The organism is Micromonospora rosaria, assembly GCF_001567585.1.
Classification (GTDB): Bacteria; Actinomycetota; Actinomycetes; order Mycobacteriales; family Micromonosporaceae; genus Micromonospora; species Micromonospora rosaria.
The window spans coordinates 1-15542 of sequence record NZ_LRQV01000098.1; the positions used below are offsets into that span (position 1 = coordinate 1).

At 73.1% G+C, this 15542-nt stretch carries 15 protein-coding genes; 10 read left to right on the plus strand and 5 right to left on the minus strand.

The window, feature by feature from the left end:
* Nucleotides 1-53 precede the first annotated feature (53 nt).
* On the minus strand, nt 54-1166 hold the full coding sequence (locus tag AWW66_RS22460; protein WP_067369956.1) for a hypothetical protein: 1113 nt from the start codon (nt 1164-1166) through the stop codon (nt 54-56).
* 557 nt (nt 1167-1723) lie between these two features.
* Here AWW66_RS22460 and AWW66_RS22465 point away from each other — a divergent pair.
* The 6 genes from AWW66_RS22465 to moaA all read left to right on the plus strand — a co-directional run bounded on the left by AWW66_RS22465 (nt 1724) and on the right by moaA (nt 8330).
* On the plus strand, nt 1724-2203 hold the full coding sequence (locus AWW66_RS22465; protein WP_396890724.1) for a (2Fe-2S)-binding protein: 480 nt from the start codon (nt 1724-1726) through the stop codon (nt 2201-2203).
* On the plus strand, nt 2203-3180 hold the full coding sequence (locus tag AWW66_RS22470; RefSeq protein WP_067369962.1) for an FAD binding domain-containing protein: 978 nt from the start codon (nt 2203-2205) through the stop codon (nt 3178-3180). The genes AWW66_RS22465 and AWW66_RS22470 overlap by 1 nt, the downstream gene beginning before the upstream one ends.
* Before the next feature lie 48 nt (nt 3181-3228).
* On the plus strand, nt 3229-4440 hold the full coding sequence (locus tag AWW66_RS22475; RefSeq protein ID WP_067369965.1) for an XdhC family protein: 1212 nt from the start codon (nt 3229-3231) through the stop codon (nt 4438-4440).
* On the plus strand, nt 4437-6662 hold the full coding sequence (locus tag AWW66_RS22480; RefSeq protein ID WP_067369968.1) for a xanthine dehydrogenase family protein molybdopterin-binding subunit: 2226 nt from the start codon (nt 4437-4439) through the stop codon (nt 6660-6662). Before AWW66_RS22475 ends, AWW66_RS22480 begins: the two co-directional genes overlap by 4 nt.
* Before the next feature lie 11 nt (nt 6663-6673).
* Entirely contained in the window at nt 6674-7087 is a 414-nt protein-coding gene (locus tag AWW66_RS22485; RefSeq protein ID WP_245648429.1) for a molybdenum cofactor biosynthesis protein MoaE, read from the plus strand.
* 211 nt (nt 7088-7298) lie between these two features.
* Entirely contained in the window at nt 7299-8330 is a 1032-nt protein-coding gene (gene moaA / locus AWW66_RS22490; RefSeq protein ID WP_067369975.1) for a GTP 3',8-cyclase MoaA, read from the plus strand.
* Nucleotides 8331-8405: 75 nt separating this feature from the next.
* Here moaA and AWW66_RS22495 read toward each other — a convergent pair whose 3' ends face one another.
* Nucleotides 8406-8984 (minus strand): nucleotidyltransferase family protein, encoded by a 579-nt coding sequence (locus tag AWW66_RS22495; protein WP_245648427.1) that lies wholly within the window; start codon nt 8982-8984, stop codon nt 8406-8408.
* Between the two features lie 101 nt (nt 8985-9085).
* A complete protein-coding gene (locus AWW66_RS22500; protein WP_067369978.1) occupies nt 9086-10030 on the minus strand; it encodes an SDR family oxidoreductase in 945 nt (314 codons plus the stop codon).
* 196 nt (nt 10031-10226) lie between these two features.
* Between AWW66_RS22500 and AWW66_RS22505 the strand changes: the two genes are divergently transcribed.
* Nucleotides 10227-11066, plus strand: coding sequence for a helix-turn-helix transcriptional regulator (locus tag AWW66_RS22505; RefSeq protein WP_067369980.1), 840 nt, complete (start codon nt 10227-10229; stop codon nt 11064-11066).
* Between the two features lie 75 nt (nt 11067-11141).
* On the opposite strand, the gene AWW66_RS22510 is transcribed toward AWW66_RS22505, so the two are convergent.
* Entirely contained in the window at nt 11142-12191 is a 1050-nt protein-coding gene (locus tag AWW66_RS22510) for a zinc-binding dehydrogenase (protein WP_067369982.1), read from the minus strand.
* 71 nt (nt 12192-12262) lie between these two features.
* Here AWW66_RS22510 and AWW66_RS22515 point away from each other — a divergent pair, with 71 nt between their 5' ends.
* The gene (locus AWW66_RS22515) at nt 12263-12853 is read left to right on the plus strand and encodes a TetR/AcrR family transcriptional regulator (RefSeq protein WP_211272061.1); all 591 of its coding nucleotides are present in this window, start codon (nt 12263-12265) and stop codon (nt 12851-12853) included.
* Between the two features lie 64 nt (nt 12854-12917).
* On the opposite strand, the gene AWW66_RS22520 is transcribed toward AWW66_RS22515, so the two are convergent.
* Entirely contained in the window at nt 12918-14144 is a 1227-nt protein-coding gene (locus AWW66_RS22520) for a trypsin-like serine peptidase (protein WP_067369983.1), read from the minus strand.
* 236 nt (nt 14145-14380) lie between these two features.
* Here AWW66_RS22520 and AWW66_RS22525 point away from each other — a divergent pair, with 236 nt between their 5' ends.
* A complete protein-coding gene (locus AWW66_RS22525; protein WP_157527717.1) occupies nt 14381-14944 on the plus strand; it encodes a hypothetical protein in 564 nt (187 codons plus the stop codon).
* 75 nt (nt 14945-15019) lie between these two features.
* Nucleotides 15020-15406 (plus strand): VOC family protein, encoded by a 387-nt coding sequence (locus AWW66_RS22530; protein WP_067369989.1) that lies wholly within the window; start codon nt 15020-15022, stop codon nt 15404-15406.
* Nucleotides 15407-15542: the final 136 nt, after the last annotated feature.

Consider the following 15542-nt stretch of genomic DNA (forward strand, 5'->3'; position numbering starts at 1 on the left):
CACGCCGAACGGTCACACCATTTCAGGCGCCACCACCGACTTCGACACACGCCCTAGCGCAGGACGCTGGTGACGTGTCCGCCGGGCTGGATGGCGGGGGCCTGGAACGAGTAGGTGACGGCGTTCCACGGCTCGGGATAGGGGCCTCCTTGCGGAATCGGCTTCGGGATGCGGATCTGCCACGCCAGGCTGTTGCCGCACCAGTCGCCGTGCAGGTGGTCGCCGTGGATGGTGGTGGCGATCGGCTTTCCGGCGACGGCGACGCCGGCCGCGGTGGCCGCCGTCGGCTCGTGCCAGGTGCCGGTGACGTTCGAGGTGGCCCGGACGGCACCGTCGTGGCCGGCGAACATGACGATGGTCGGCCCGCCGGCGAACTGGGCTGCGGTGAGGTGCGCCCCGGCCGGCGCGGCCCCGACCCCGGCGACGGGGACCGTTGCCCACGGGTCCGGCAGTGGGCCACCGGTCAGCCGTACCTGCCAGATCCGTCCGTCGAGTCCGGTGACGAATCCAGCCGTGGCGGAGACGGCGGTGAGCCCGCCGCCGGGGGTGGCGACGTTCGGTGGGCTGGCCGGGGTGGCCGTCCAGGTGCCGGTGCTGGTCGGCCGGACCACGCGGAGTGCGCCGTCGGTGCCGACGAACGCCACGCCGGAGGTGATTCCGGGGATGGTGGCGACGACCGCGCCGGGCGGGGCGAGGCCGGCGACAGTGACCTGCCGTGGCCCGACCGGCGCCCCGCTCCGGTATGACCTGTGGAAGACCGCGCCGTTGCGCCCGACGAAGAAGACGTCCAGGCCGGCGGCGGTTATCGGGGCCCCGGGTGGGGCCAGGCCGGGGGGACCGTCGCGGGTGAGGGCGGGGCCGGCGCCGAGCGGCACGGTCCGCGACAGGACGAGACCGCCGTCCAACCCGATCGCGAACGCGGTGACGTTGCCGGGAACGGACTCGATGGTGGCGATGCCGGCCCCGGGGGGTGCGAACCGTTCACTGTGCACCAGGACCGGCGTGCCGCCGCTGGACTTGTAGAGGCCGTAGTTCACGCTGACCGTGAACGTGTCGACCTGGTTGTCGGCGTACGCCGGTGGGGTGCCGACCGGTGCGGCCGTGAGGATCAGCGCGGCGCCGACCGCGACTGCGGCGCGCCGGTACCCGGGGCGGATTCGGATCATGGGTGCCCCCCTGCGGATGACGGAACCGGTAGGGACAGCTTCGCAGCGCGCCCACCAGCCTCACAGGGAAAGGTCGATCGATTTCAGGGGTCGGCATTTTTCGCGGCGCTGGGTCGGGTACCCCCTGCTGGTCCTCGAACGGGTCGAGCGCTCCATCACTCGGCCGGGTCGACGCCGCCGGTACGGCCCCTGTCGGTCGATGTCACCGGAGCCCCGGGCCAGGTGACGTGCGCCCCGCAGCGCCGATCCCGCCCCGGTGCCGGTCGGTCGGTGCGGGTGCGGGCCCGGTCAGCGAGCGGCCCATCCTGGGATCGACAGGTCCTGGCAGTCACCGACCCGGGTGGCCAGGGTGGAGGAGCACCTGACCGGTCGACCGTCGAACGGTTCCCGGTGTGCCCCCGTCCACCGTCCATCCGGGAGGACCGATGAATCCGAACGACGAGACAGGCCCCGGCCGGCCGGGTGTGTCCCGGCGGAGCGTGCTGGGTGGCGGCGCCGCCGTCGCGATAGGCGTGCCGCTGCTGGCCCGGGAGGCGCAGGCCGTGCCGCCGGCCCGGGTGGCGGACGCCGCACCCGTGACCGTACGGGCGACGGTCAACGGCAGGCCGGTCTCGGTGCAGGTGGACCCGCGGGCCACCCTGCTCGACACGCTCCGTGACGAGCTGGAGCTGACCGGCACGAAGAAGGGCTGTGACCGGGGCCAGTGCGGGGCCTGCACCGTGCACGTCGACGGCCGGCGGGTGCTGTCCTGCCTGACGCTGGCGGCCACGGTCGACGACCGTGAGGTCACCACCATCGAGGGGCTGGCCCGGGGCGATCGGCTGCACCCGATGCAGCAGGCCTTCATCGAGCGCGACGGCCTGCAGTGCGGCTTCTGCACCCCGGGGCAGATCATGTCGGCGGTCGGCATGGTCCAGGAGGGCCCCGCGAGATCCGACGACGAGATCCGCGAACGCATGTCCGGCAACATCTGCCGGTGCAGCTGCTACCCGTCCATCGTCGAGGCGATCCGGGACGCGCAGAAGGTGATGCGCTGATGCCAACCGCCTCCTTCACCCGGCCGCGTACCCTCGACGAGGCCCTCTCGCACGCCACGCCGGACTCGGCCTTCCTCGCCGGCGGCACCACCCTGGTCGACCTGATGAAGCTCGACGTGCTCACCCCGACCCGGGTCGTGGACATCAACCGGCTTCCGCTGCATGGCATCAAGCTCGACCGTGACGGGCTGCACATCGGGGCCCTGGAACGGATGAGCGATGTCGCCGCCGACCGCATCGTGCGCCGGGACTACCCGATGATCGCCCAGGCCCTGGAGCTGAGCGCGTCCGCGCAGCTACGCAACATGGCGAGCATCGGCGGGAACCTGTTGCAGCGCACCCGGTGCGGCTACTTCCGCGACGTCACCACGGCCTGCAACAAGCGGGAGCCCGGCAGCGGCTGCTCGGCGCTGACCGGGTTCAACCGCACCCACGCCATCCTCGGCACCAGCGACGCCTGTGTGGCGACCCACCCCAGCGACCTGGCCGTACCGCTGGTGGCGCTCGGCACCACCGTGCACCTGGCCACCGCCCAGGGCACCCGCACGGTGCCGCTCGACACCTTCTACGCCCTGCCCGGCAGCACGCCCCACCTCGAGAACACGCTGCGACCGGGCGAGCTGATCACCGGCATCACGGTCCCCCGCTCGATGTGGGCACCGAACTCCGTGTACCTCAAGATCCGTGACCGGCAGTCGTACGAGTTCGCCCTCGCCTCGGCGGCGGTCGCCATCGAGTGGCGCGGCCACACCATCAGGCAGGCCCGGATCGCCGCCGGCGGGGTCGGCACCAGACCCTGGCGGCTGCCGGCGGTCGAAAACGCCCTGGCCGGCCGGCGGGCCACCGCCGACGTCTTCGAGGCAGCGGTACGCACCGCCGCGGACGGCGCCCGGACGCTGCCGCACAACGGGTTCAAGCCCGCGCTGCTGCGCCGGACCCTGGTCCGGGCCCTCACCGTCCTGATGGAGAGCCGATGACGCACCTTCGCGTGGCCGTGACCTCGACGACCGACAGCGGCGGCGACCGTGCTTGAACTCGCCACCGAACTCCTCGACCGGATCCGCGGCGGGACACCCTTCGTGACCGCCACGGTCACCCGGGTGCAGGGCAGCGCGCCCCGCCAGCCCGGCGCGTCGCTGGTCGTCGACGCCGCCGGTGCCGTGCTGGGCAACGTCTCCGGCGGCTGCGTCGACGCGGCCGTCTACCAGGCCTGTCAGGAGATGCTGCACGGGGACCGCAGCCCGCGGGCCCTCCGGTTCGGGTACACCGACGACGACGCCATCGGCATCGGCCTGACCTGTGGCGGAACGATCGAGCTCTTTCTGCGCCACCACGACCCGCACGCCGAACCCGACCTCGACGCGGCGTTCACCGACGCCGCGCGGGACGAGCCGGTCGCCGTCGCCACGATCGTGCGTGGCCCGGACACCCACCTCGGCCGGATGATCGTCGTGCGACCCGGAGGGCCCCGCGCGGGAAGCCTCGGCGACGAACGGCTCGACCGGGTGGCCGTCGCCCACGCGACCGGTGTGCTGCACACCGGGACGAGCGGCACCGTGGAGATCGGGGTGGCCGACGGCTTCTGCCAGGAGCCGATGACCCTGCTGGTCGAGTGCACCACCCCGGCGCCCCGGATGCTCATCTTCGGGGCGATCGACCACGCCGCGGCCCTGGCCCGCCAGGGCGTCTTCCTCGACTACCGGGTGACCGTCTGCGACCCACGGGCCACCTTCGCCACGCCGGCCAGGTTCCCGGACGCCGACGAGGTGGTCGTCGACTGGCCGCACCGCTACCTGGGGGCCCAGCGTCTCGACGGCCGCACGGTCATCTGCGTGCTCACCCACGACCCGAAGGTCGACGTACCGCTGCTCACCGTCGCCCTGCGACTGCCGGTCGGCTACGTGGGGGCGATGGGGTCGCGGCGTACCCACGAGCAGCGCCTGGTGCGGCTGCGCGCGGCCGGCCTGACCGAGCACGAGCTCAGCCGCCTGCACTCGCCGATCGGGCTCGACCTCGGCGCCCGTACCCCGCAGGAGACGGCGCTGTCGATCGCGGCGGAGATCGTCGCCCACCGGCTCGGCGGCTCCGGGGTGCCGCTGCGCGCCGGGGTACCCCTCCACCGTCGCGGCGGCGCGTCACCGTCCACCGTCCCGCCGGCCTGGACGGCGGAACTCCTCGACCACGGTGCCGGCATCGCCCGGCCCCGGTCCTCCTCTCGCAGTCAGGAGCCACGATGACCGTCTCCCCACTCGGACGCGACATCGACCGGGTCGACGGCCGGGCGAAGGTCACCGGCGCCGCCCGGTACTCGGCCGACTACCCGGCCTCGGACCCGAGCGCGAGGGTGGCGCACGCCTACCTGGTCACCAGCACCATCGCGCGGGGCTCGATATCCGCGATGGACACCGTCGCGGCGCAGAACGCGCCAGGCGTCATCGGGGTCTACAGCCCGTTCCACAAACTCGGGCTCCAGCCGGTGCCCGGCGCCGGGGAGAACTACGCGCCCCTGCAGGACACCCGGGTCCGGTTCCGGGGGCAGATCATCGGCATGGTCGTCGCCGAGACCTCCGGGCAGGCGCGGGAGGCCGCAGGGCTGATCACCACGACCTACGACGAGCAACGGCCGCGTACGTCGCTCGCCGACGAGCCTCGCGTACCGGCCGCCGTGGCGCCCGGCCACCCCCCGGCGAGCGTCACCGTGCTCGCCCCGGGTGTCGCCTCGATCGAGGCGGCGTTCGCCGCCAGTGACGTCGTGGTGGAGGCATCCTTCCATCAGCCGACGCAGCATGCCGTCCCGATGGAGCCCCATGCCGTTCTCGCCGAGTGGAACAGCGACCACACCCAGCTCACGTTGTACAGCGGCGCTCAGTTGCCCCACATCGCCGCCTTGGGGGCAGCTATCCGACTCGGCATCTCGCCGACAGGGGTGCGGGTGATCACCCCGTACGTCGGCGGCGGTTTCGGCAGCCGGGTGGTTCCGTGGTACGACGTCCCCCTGGCCGCGGCTGCGGCCCGTCAGCTGAACCGTCCGGTCCGGCTGGTCCTGCCCCGGGAGCAGGTGTTCACCGTGATCGGCCACCGCAGTGCGGTCGACCAGACCATCAAGCTGGGCGCCTCCCGGGACGGCGTCCTCAACGCGGTGAGTCACACCAGCGACGCCGTGATGCCGTTCGTCGGCTACTGGTCGATGCGGCCGGCCATAGAGACCTCGGCCGTGTTGTACAAGACCCCGAACCTGCATGTCGACGAGCGGCAGGTCATGCTCGACGTGCCCCCCACCTGCGCCATGCGGGCACCCAACGAGGCTCCCGGAGCCTTCGCGCTGGAGACCGCGATGGACGAACTCGCCGTCGCCACCGGCATCGACCCGGTCGAGCTACGGCTGCGCAACTACGCCACCACCGTGCCCGGCACGGACGTACGTTGGTCGAGCAAACATCTCGACGACTGTTACCGCGTCGGCGCCCGTCGCTTCGGCTGGTCGGCCCGACGTGCCAGGCCCGGCAGCCGGGTCGACGGGCAGTGGCTGGTCGGGATGGGGATGGCCACGGCCATCTACCCGGGACGCCGGATACCGGACCCCGTCCAGGCCCGGGTCCGGCTGCTCGACGACGGCACCGCCCTGGTCTCCTCCGCGACCGCTGATCTGGGCACCGGTGCGACGACTCTGCTGGCGATCACCGGAGCCCACGAGCTGGGCCTCCCGCTGCGTCGGGTCAGGCCCGAACTGGGTGACACCGCCCTGCCGCAGGGCGCACCGGCCGTGGGTTCCATGGCCACCGCCAGTACCGTGCCGGCGGTCGAAGCCGCCGTCCACGCCGTGGTCGCCGAACTCATCCGGGTCGCTGTCACGGATCCGCAGTCACCGTGGCACGGTGCGAACAGCGAGGAACTGACGTACGAGAAGGGCCAACTGCGGGGGAGAGGCCGTTCGATGCCCTTCGAGCGCCTGCTGACCACGGTCGGCCGTCGAAACGTCGAGGCCACCGCGACGGTCCAGCCCGGCCCGGAGGCGACCGAGTACAGGTTCCACAGCTTCGGCGCGCACTTCTGTGAGGTCAGAGTCAACAGGTACACGGGGGAACCCCGCGTCACCCGCTTCACCACTGTGGTGGACGCCGGCCGGATCGTGAACGCCCAGGCCGCCCGGAGTCAGCTCGTCGGAGGCGTCATCTTCGGCATCGGTCACGCGCTGCTGGAGGACAACCCGCTCGAACTCGACACCGGGCGGTTGGCCGGCAGCAACCTGGCCGACTACATGGTGCCCGTCAACGCCGACATTCCCGCCATCGACGTCCACTTTCTCGACCGTCCCGACCCCGTCATCAACCACCTTGGCGCTCGGGGTCTCGGCGAGCTCGGCACCGTCGGCTCCGCAGCCGCTGTCGGCAACGCCATCTACAACGCCACCGGCAAGCGGATCCGCAGCCTCCCCATCACCCTCGACAAGCTGCTGTGACCGGGGGACGGGTGGTGCGCGCGATCGTCACCAGCGACCCGATCGACGACGGGGCGGACGAGGAGGCGGTGGCGGACCCCCGTGCGGGTGCGGTGGTGTCGTTCCGGGGCCGGGTGCGCGACCACGACCACGGCCGGGGAGTGCGCCGGTTGGCCTACGAGGGGCATCCGAGCGCGGCCGAGGTGCTCCGCCGGGTCGCCGAGGAGATCGCCGCCGACCCGCAGGTGTACGCGGTGGCGGTCGCCCACCGGCTCGGCCCGCTGGCCGTCGGTGACGCCGCCCTGGTCGCCGCGGTCAGTACGGCGCACCGGGGGGCCGCCTTCACCGCCTGCGCCCGGCTGGTCGACGAGGTCAAGGCCCGGCTGCCGGTGTGGAAACACCAGGTGTTCGCCGACGGCACCGAGGAGTGGGTCAACTGTCCCTGATCCGGTCGCCGGTCCCGACGCCTGGACCCTGCCGAGCGACGATCGCCGCCCGGCGTCGAGGTCAGCCTCGGTGCCGGGCGGCGCAGAGAGGACAACGGATGCCGTCGACCTGGTGCGCCGCCCGACGATCGGGTGCTCCCGGCGGGAGGGCTGCTGTCGAGCGGCCAACACGGTGGGGCGCCGCTGTCGTGGCCACCCCGTGGGGTCGGCGATGAGCGCCGCACCGCCGACCGCCGGCCCGCTCGTCGACCGGTACGGTCGGATCGCGACGGACCTCCGGGTCTCCCTGACCGACCGGTGCAACCTGCGCTGCTCGTACTGCATGCCCCCGGAAGGGCCGCCCTGGCTGCCCAGCTCGGCGGTGCTGACCGACGACGAGGTCGTCCGGCTGGTCCGGATCGCCGTGCAGCGGCTCGGCGTGACCGAGGTGCGGTTCACCGGTGGCGAGCCGCTGATCCGGCCCGGTCTGCCGGACATCGTCGCCGCCGTCGCCGGACTGGACCCGCGACCGACCCTGTCGTTGACCACCAACGGCATCGGGCTGGACCGGTTGGCGGAGCCACTGCGCGCGGCCGGGCTCGACCGGGTGAACGTCTCCCTCGACACCCTCGACGCGGACCGGTTCGCGACGCTGACCCGGCGCCGCCGGTTGCCGCAGGTGCTGGCCGGGCTGGCCGCGGCGGCGACGGCCGGCCTCACCCCTGTCAAGGTCAACTCGGTGCTGTTGCGCGGGGTCAACGCGGACGAGGGCCCGGGGCTGCTGCGGTTCGCCCTGGCCCACGGCTACGAGCTGCGGTTCGTCGAGCAGATGCCGCTGGACGCCCAGCGCGCCTGGGACCGGGCCACGATGGTCACCGCCGAGGAGATCCTGACCGCGCTGCGGGCCGAGTTCACCCTGCTGCCCGACCCGGACGAGCGGGGCGGGGCGCCCGCCGAGACCTGGCGGCTGGCCGGGTTCACCGGCGCGGACGGCCGGCCCGCCCGGGTGGGGGTGATCGGCAGCGTCACCCGGCCGTTCTGCGGGGACTGCGACCGGACCCGGCTCACCGCCGACGGTCAGGTCCGCGACTGCCTGTTCGCCACCCGGGAGAGCGATCTGCGCGGCGCAGTGCGGGCCGGCGCCGACGACGAGGAGCTGGCCCGGCGGTGGCGGGCGGCGATGTGGGGCAAGCGTGCCGGGCACGGCATCGACGATCCGGCGTTCCTGCAGCCGGCCCGGACGATGTCCGCGATCGGCGGTTGACGGCACCGGCGGCGGGGACGGGTGCGGTCCAGCACCGGCGCGAGCCCGGTTCCGGTACGAGCCCGGGTCAGCGGGTCACCGTTCGTCGACGTCGTACCCGGCGGCCACGTCGCCGCACTCGACGGTGGTGACGTGGGCGGCGTGCCGGCGCAGGTAGGCCCGGGCGCCCTGGTCGCCCCGCGCGGTCGTGATGATCTCCGCCCAGTGGTCGCGCCCCAGCACCACCGGATGGCCCGGCTCGCCGTCGTAGCAGGCGCGGGTCAGGCAACCCGGGTGTGCCCGCGCCCGCAGTCGGGCCACCGCCGTCGCGGTCACGCCGGGCATGTCCACCAGGTGCACGCACACCGCCGACACCCCGGGCAGGCGGGTGGCCGTGGCGAGGCCGAGCCGCAGCGACGAGCCCATGCCCTCGGCCCAGCCCGGATTCTCCACCACCTCGACACCTGTCAGGTCGACGCGGGCCCGGGTCTGGTGCGCGCCGGCACCGAGGACCGCGATGACCGGGTCGCAGCCGCCGTCCCGCAGCACGTCGAGCGCCGGCCCGAGGAACACGGGCGCCTTGGGTCCGCCGTACCGGCGTCCGGCACCGCCGGCCAGGACCAGGCCGGCGACGCGGTGCACCGCGTCGCCGGGCGGACGCGTCTCGTTCCGCACGGTCGACACCGGCCGCTCAGTCGTGGGGTCCGGTGGTGCTGCGCTGCGTCGACGGGTGCGGGGTGAGGGTACTCATGGGGCTCCTCGGGGCGGGCCGGTGGTCAGGCGGCGACGAAGGCGGTCCTGGTGAGCTGCTCGGAGACCTCCCAGACCCGCGCGGCCTCCTCGGTGCTGCGCAGCGGCGGGTACATCCGCTGTTCGGCCGGCGGGCCCCCGAGGTTGCCGGGGCCGCTGGGCCCGTACAGGACGCCGGGCCTGGCGTTCGGATCGGCCGCGGCCATGAGCGCGGGCAGCTTCGCGGTCTCGACCGTGCCCAGCAGGATGCCCCGCGCGGACAGGGTCCGGATCAGGCGGTACTGGGGGCTGTCCTGGCTGCGACCGAGTTCGGGGCGGGCGGCCAGCAGGCTGGTGGGGGCGACCCCGGGGTGGGAGAGGTTGCTGGTGATGCCCCACCCGTGCGCCCTGCTGCGCCGGTCCAGCTCCAGGCCGAACAGCCCGAAGGCGATCTTGGACTGGCTGTAGGCGCGCATGCCGTGGTACGAGCGGTCCCAGTTCAGGTCGTCCCAGTTGATCCGGCCGCGCCGCGCGGCGATGCTGATCTGCGAGGTCACCCGGGCGCCCCCGGCGCGCAGCAGCGGGAGGAGCCGGCCGACCAGCGCGAAGTGGCCGAGGTGGTTGGTGCCGAACTGCAGCTCGAACCCGTCGGCCGTGCTCTGCCGGTGCGGCGGTTGCATCACGCCCGCGTTGTTGATCAGGATGTGGATCGGGTGGCCCTCCTCGCGCAGGGTGTCGCCCAGGGCCGCGACCGACTCCAGCGAGGACAGGTCGAGGCTGCGCAGCGAGACCGTCGCGCCGGGGGCGGCCCGCCGGATCGTGGTGATCGCGGCCTCGCCCTTGCGGGGGTTGCGGACGGGCAGGATCACCTCGGCGCCGGCTGCGGCCAGCCGGGTGGCCATCCCCAGGCCCATCCCGTCGCTCGCGCCGGTGACGACGGCGCGCTTGCCGGACAGGTCGGGCAGGGTGATGTCGATCGGGGTACGAGGCATGGCTGCTGTTCCTCCGGCTGATGGTGCGGATGCTCGGTGTCGCCATCGATCGTCGGCGCATCCCGGAGCGGTAACCACGGCCTACCGATCACAGGCTCGCGGGGTCACCCCTGCGGCGGGACGGGGGGATCAACGGGCCGTGGATACCGCCGGGTGCGGGCGCTAGAAACGAGGCAGTACTCGAAGGGGGAGCGTCGTGATCGATCGCACCGGGCTGGCGGAGTTCCTCCGCAATCGGCGGGAGGCACTGCAACCGGAGGACGTCGGCCTGCCGCGCGGGCAGCGGCGCCGGACCAACGGGCTACGGCGCGAGGAGGTGGCGACGTTGTGCCACATGTCGACCGACTACTACTCCCGGCTGGAGCGGGAGCGCGGTCCGCAGCCGTCGCACCGGATGCTCGCCGCCATCGCCCAGGGTCTGCACCTGACGATCGACGAGCGGGACCACCTGTTCCGGCTGGCCGGGCACCACCCGCCGCCCAGGGGCAGCTCCACCGACCACATCAGTCCGGGCCTGTTGCGGGTGCTCGACCGCCTGGACGACACCCCGGCCGAGATCATCACCGAGCTGGGGGAGACCCTGCGCCAGTCGCCGATGGGCGTCGCCCTCACCGGGGACCTGACCCGGTACACCGGGCCGGCCCGCAGCGCGGGGTACCGGTGGTTCACCGATCCCGCCGTCCGGCGGCTCTACGCGCCCGAGGAGCACCCCTTCCTGACCCGGATGTGGGCCTCGGGGCTGCGCGAGCTGGTCACCCTCCGGGGCCCGGGCTCCCGGGCTGCCCACCTGGCGGACCTGCTGCTGGCCCGCAGCGAGGAGTTCCGGCGGGTCTGGGACGACCACGAGATCGGGGTACGCCCGCGCGAGGTGAAGCGTTTCGTCCACCCCGAGGTCGGCCTGCTGGAGCTGAACTGCCAGCGGCTGGTCGACCCGGGCCAGGCGCACGCGCTGCTGGTCTACACCGCCGTTCCCGGCAGCGAGAGCTACGAGAAGCTCCGGGTGCTCTCCGTCATCGGCGCGCAGACACTGCGCTGATGTCCGCGTCGGTCGATGTCGCCACCGTGCGTCCCGGCGGCGTCGCCGGTGTGGTGCGGATCGACGCGGGTGCCCCTACGGCCGCAGGACGATCTTCCCCACGTGGTGCCTGCGGGCGAGTTCCTCCTGTGCGCGGGCGGCCTGGTGCAGCGGGAACGTCGCGGCGATGACGGGATCGACGGCGCCCCGTCGGGCCAGGTCCACGAGGAGCGCGAAGTGCGCGGGGGTGTGCATCGACGACCCGATCAGCTGCGTGTTGTGCAGGTACAGCCGGCGTACGTCGAAGGACACATCGTAGCCGCCGAGCGCGCCGGCGACGACCCACCGGCCGCCGTCGCGCAGTAGCGGCAGGCCGTCGCGGACGAGGTCCCCGGCGACGACGTCGAGTCCGACGTCGATGCCCCTCGGGGCGGCGGCGCGGAGCTGCGCGACGACGTCCTGTGCGCGGTCGATGACGGCGTGAGCTCCGGCGTCGCGGACCGGCTCGGCCTTGGCCGCGCTGCTGATGGCGAGTACCCGTGCGCCGCGCGCCCGGGCGAGCTGCACCAGCGCCACGCCGACGCCACCGGAGGCCCCCGAGACCAGGACGGTCTCGCCCGCGCGTACCCGGCCGCGCTCGATCATGCCCAGCGCGGTGCCGTACGCGGTCGGCAGGGCCGCGAGCTGGTCGTCGCGGAGCGGGGACTCCGTCGCGTCGTGCACCTGTGCGGCCGGCGCGGTGACGTACTCGGCGTACCCGCCGTCCCGTTCGCTGCCCATCAGGCCCACCGGGTTCGCGTCCGGCCCGTCGGTGTCGTAGCTCGCCGGATCGACGACCACCCGGCGTCCGACGAGGCTCTCGTCGACGCCCGGGCCGACCGACGCGACCCGGCCGGCCACGTCGGCGCCCTGGACGCGGGGGAAGTCGATCGGGCCCCGCCAGCCCGACAGCGCGGTCGGGTCCCCGGGGCGGCCGTAGGTGCCCTCCCGGGTCCACAGGTCGGTGTTGTTCAACGCCGCCGCGCTGACCCGGACCAGCACCTCGCCCGCCTGCGGGGTGGGGACCGCCACCCGCGCCCGCTCCAGCACGTCCGGTCCGCCGTGGCGCGTGATCCGTACCACCTGCATGGTCTCCGGCGCGGTCATCTCTCACCCTCCCTCGCACGTACACTGATCGGTGAACCACCAGGGTATACCCATCAGTGAAGGAGGGGCTCGTGCCGGGGGCGCAGGCCATGACACCAGCGGGCCGACGGATCCTGGCCGCCGCCGAGGAGCTGTTCTACCACCGGGGGATCACCGCCGTCGGCGTGGATCTCATCGCGGAGCACTCGGGTGTCACCAAACGGACCCTGTACAACCAGTTCGGTGCGAAGGACCACCTCGTGGCGGCCTATCTCGCCGAACGCGACCAGCGGTGGCGGTCGCTCGTGCGGGCCACCGTCGACGCGTGCGACGACCCCGTCGAGGCGGTCACCGCGCCGTTCGACGCGCTGTCGATCTGGAGCGGGGACAACACCCGCGGATGCGCGTTCATCAACGCCCTGGCCGAGCTGCCGGACCCGTCCCATCCCGCGCACCGCATCGCCGCCGACCAGAAGCACTGGCTGCGGAACCTGTTCGAGGAACTCGCCACGGCGGCGGGCCGTGCGGAACCCGCCACCCTCGCCGTGCGGCTCCTCGTGCTGCACGAGGGCGCGCTCGCCACGCGACCACTCACCCTCGACACGCTGTCCGCAAGCACCGACCTGGCCCGGGACCTCGTCCGGGCACGCCTCCCGGTCGGCGGGACGGACAGGCCGCGGTAGGCCGGTGTGCGCCCTCACGGGCCGGGTGGGCGCCCCGGGGGGAGCCCACCCGACCTGACGGCGGTCAGCCGTTGTCGATCAGGCTGGCGATCTCGTTGTAGATGAGGTGGGCCTTCGCCCCCTGGTTCGACGGGCAGCCGCCGAGGTGGTGCAGGGCGATCACCCGGTGGCTGCTGTTGAGCACCGGGGAGCCGGAGTTGCCGCCGGAGGTGTCACAGCTGTAGCTGATGTTCCAGGTGTTGTAGTTGGCGTTGCGGACGGTGCAGCGTGCGCCGTTCTGGCTGTCCTCGAAGATGGACAGCCGCTTCGGGCTGCCGTCACCGTGGCCGGGGATGTACATCTGGGTGCCGGTGGTAGTGGCGGTCGTCGCCAGGTACAGCGTGCCGAACCCCTGGATGGCGGCGAAGTTGTTCACCGAGAACAGCGCGTAGTCGAGCTGGCTGGAGCCGCCGGCGCTGACCGCGTAGAGGGTGGCACCGCTCACCTTGGTGCCGGCGCCCGGGTTGGACCCGCCGCAGGTGGCGCACTGGTAGTTGAACTGCATCTCGCTGCCGCTGACCGCGGCCTGGGTCGAGAAGCAGTGCTTGTTGGTCAGCATCCGGTTGGTGTTGCCGACCCGCCAGGTGGTGCACATTCCGCCGCCGCTGATCAGCAGCCGTGCCACCGCCGTGCTGCGGGCGTACTCGGTGGGGTGGCTGCTCTGGTAGCAGGCCACGTCGCGGCGGGCGTCGGTGCTGCAGACGGACTGGGTCGAGAAGTTGTGCTGGGCGATCTCCGCCCGGTCGTAGCCGCGCCAGAACTTGTCGACCGTCGCGGCGCTGGCGCGTCCGGAGCGGCTGTGCACCGTCACCACGGCGGTGTCGCCGGTGACCGACATCGCCCAGAAGCCCGGCTGCCCGTCGGTGGTGTAGTCCGAGCCGGTGGCCCGGTCGAGGTGCCGGTCGTACCGGTAGCTCTCCCGGCCGTCCGGGCTGGCCACGGTGACGTGGTCGCCGGGGGCCAGGCGCAGCGAGCTGAAGTGCACCTTGATGTACGTGGCGCCGGGGTGCCGGACGACCTGGGTCCGACCGGTGCGGACGGTCGACGCCGTGGCGGCGACGGTGCGCAGCTCGCCGACGGTGGTCACGCCCTCCGCCGCGAACTGCTCCGATTCGGGGGCCCGCTCGGAGCGCGGCGTGAGCGGGGCGTCCGGGTACGCCGCGGCGGCGGGTACCGACAGCAGGCTCAGCCCGAGTGCGCAGGCGCCGAGCGTGACCGCAGCCGACCGGAGGCGTTGCAGGGCATGTCTCATCGTCGTTCCTCCCAGGAACCAGCACCTTAACGAGCCTTAAGCCTTCTTACTCGATGAGATCAATGCATGCAAGACTATCTATTTGATGTGATGGCGGCGGCGCGACCGGGTCGGGGCCGGCCCGGGAGGCGCCCACCGTGCGGCGGCCTCCCACGGCGCCGGCCGAGGGGTGAGGGTCCGCCCGTGACAGGACTCGCCCGCCGACGTACCGTTCATCGTGCACCCGCGTGTTCGAGATGGAGAGCGCGATGGCGGCCAGCCCCGGCGGAACCCTCCTGCGACGGTGGCCTGTGGCCCTGGGGGCGCTGGTCGCGGTCGGTACCGTGCTCGTGCTCCACCATGGCGGCCAGGCCGCCTCCGTCGTGGCGGCGTCCGGGTTCGTCTACCTCGCCGCGGCGGCGACCGGACGCCCCGGCGCAGCCTGGGCGGCGTTCGGTGTCACCTTCGTCCTCGTCGGCCTCGGCCTCGCGCCCACCGGCTTCGACCCCGTGCCGTGGATCTGCGCGGCGGCGCTCGGCCTCGCCGCCGTCGGGGTCGTCCGGGTGGGCCTGCGGCCGGCGTGGTCCCTGCCGTTGCAGGCGGCGGCGATGCTCGTCCTCGGGGCGGCGGCGCTCCTCGCCGTACGGGCCGACCACGTCACGGGCGGCATCGTCGTCAGTGTCGCCCTGTTCGCGCACGCGGCATGGGACGTGTGGCATCACCGCACCGGGCGCGTCGTCCCGCGCACCCTCGCGGAGTTCTGCGGCGTCCTGGACGTGCTGCTCGGGGTGGGCGTCCTCGTGGTCACCCTGACGATGTGAGGGTGAGCGCCGCGAGCACGGGGTTGCGATGGTGTAAGCCTGTGAGTCGGGGTTCCACCCGCGGAAGGAGCGAGCATGCCCGGTGCGCCGGCGGCCCAGGACCTGTTCGCAGGCATCCCGGTCGCGCACTTCGACCGGTCGCTGGCCTGGTACCGGCAGTTCTTCGGCGTCGAGCCGAGCTTCTACCCCCACGACGTCGAAGCCGTGTGGGCGGTGGGCGAGCACAGCTACGTCTACATCGAGCACGTGCCCGACCGGGCGGGCCGGTCGATGATGATGATCATGGCGACGGATCTCGACACCACGGTCGCCGGGCTCGCCCGGCGTGGCCTCGAACCCCACCGGATCGAGAACTACGAGGGAGGCATGCGCAAGCTCGTCTACGTGGACCCAGACGGCAACGAGATCTCGTACGGCGGCGTGTCGAGATCCGCGCCCGGCCCGTCGACCGCAGGGACCTGAGGTGCGAACGTCGGTTCGGGCGGGGGCGGGGCCGCCCGAAAGGCCGCCACCGCAGTCTGGTCACGCCGCCGGCGTCGTCCTGCGAAGACACGTTTTCCCGATATCTGGTGACATCGTGGCATGGGGCCGCTCCGCA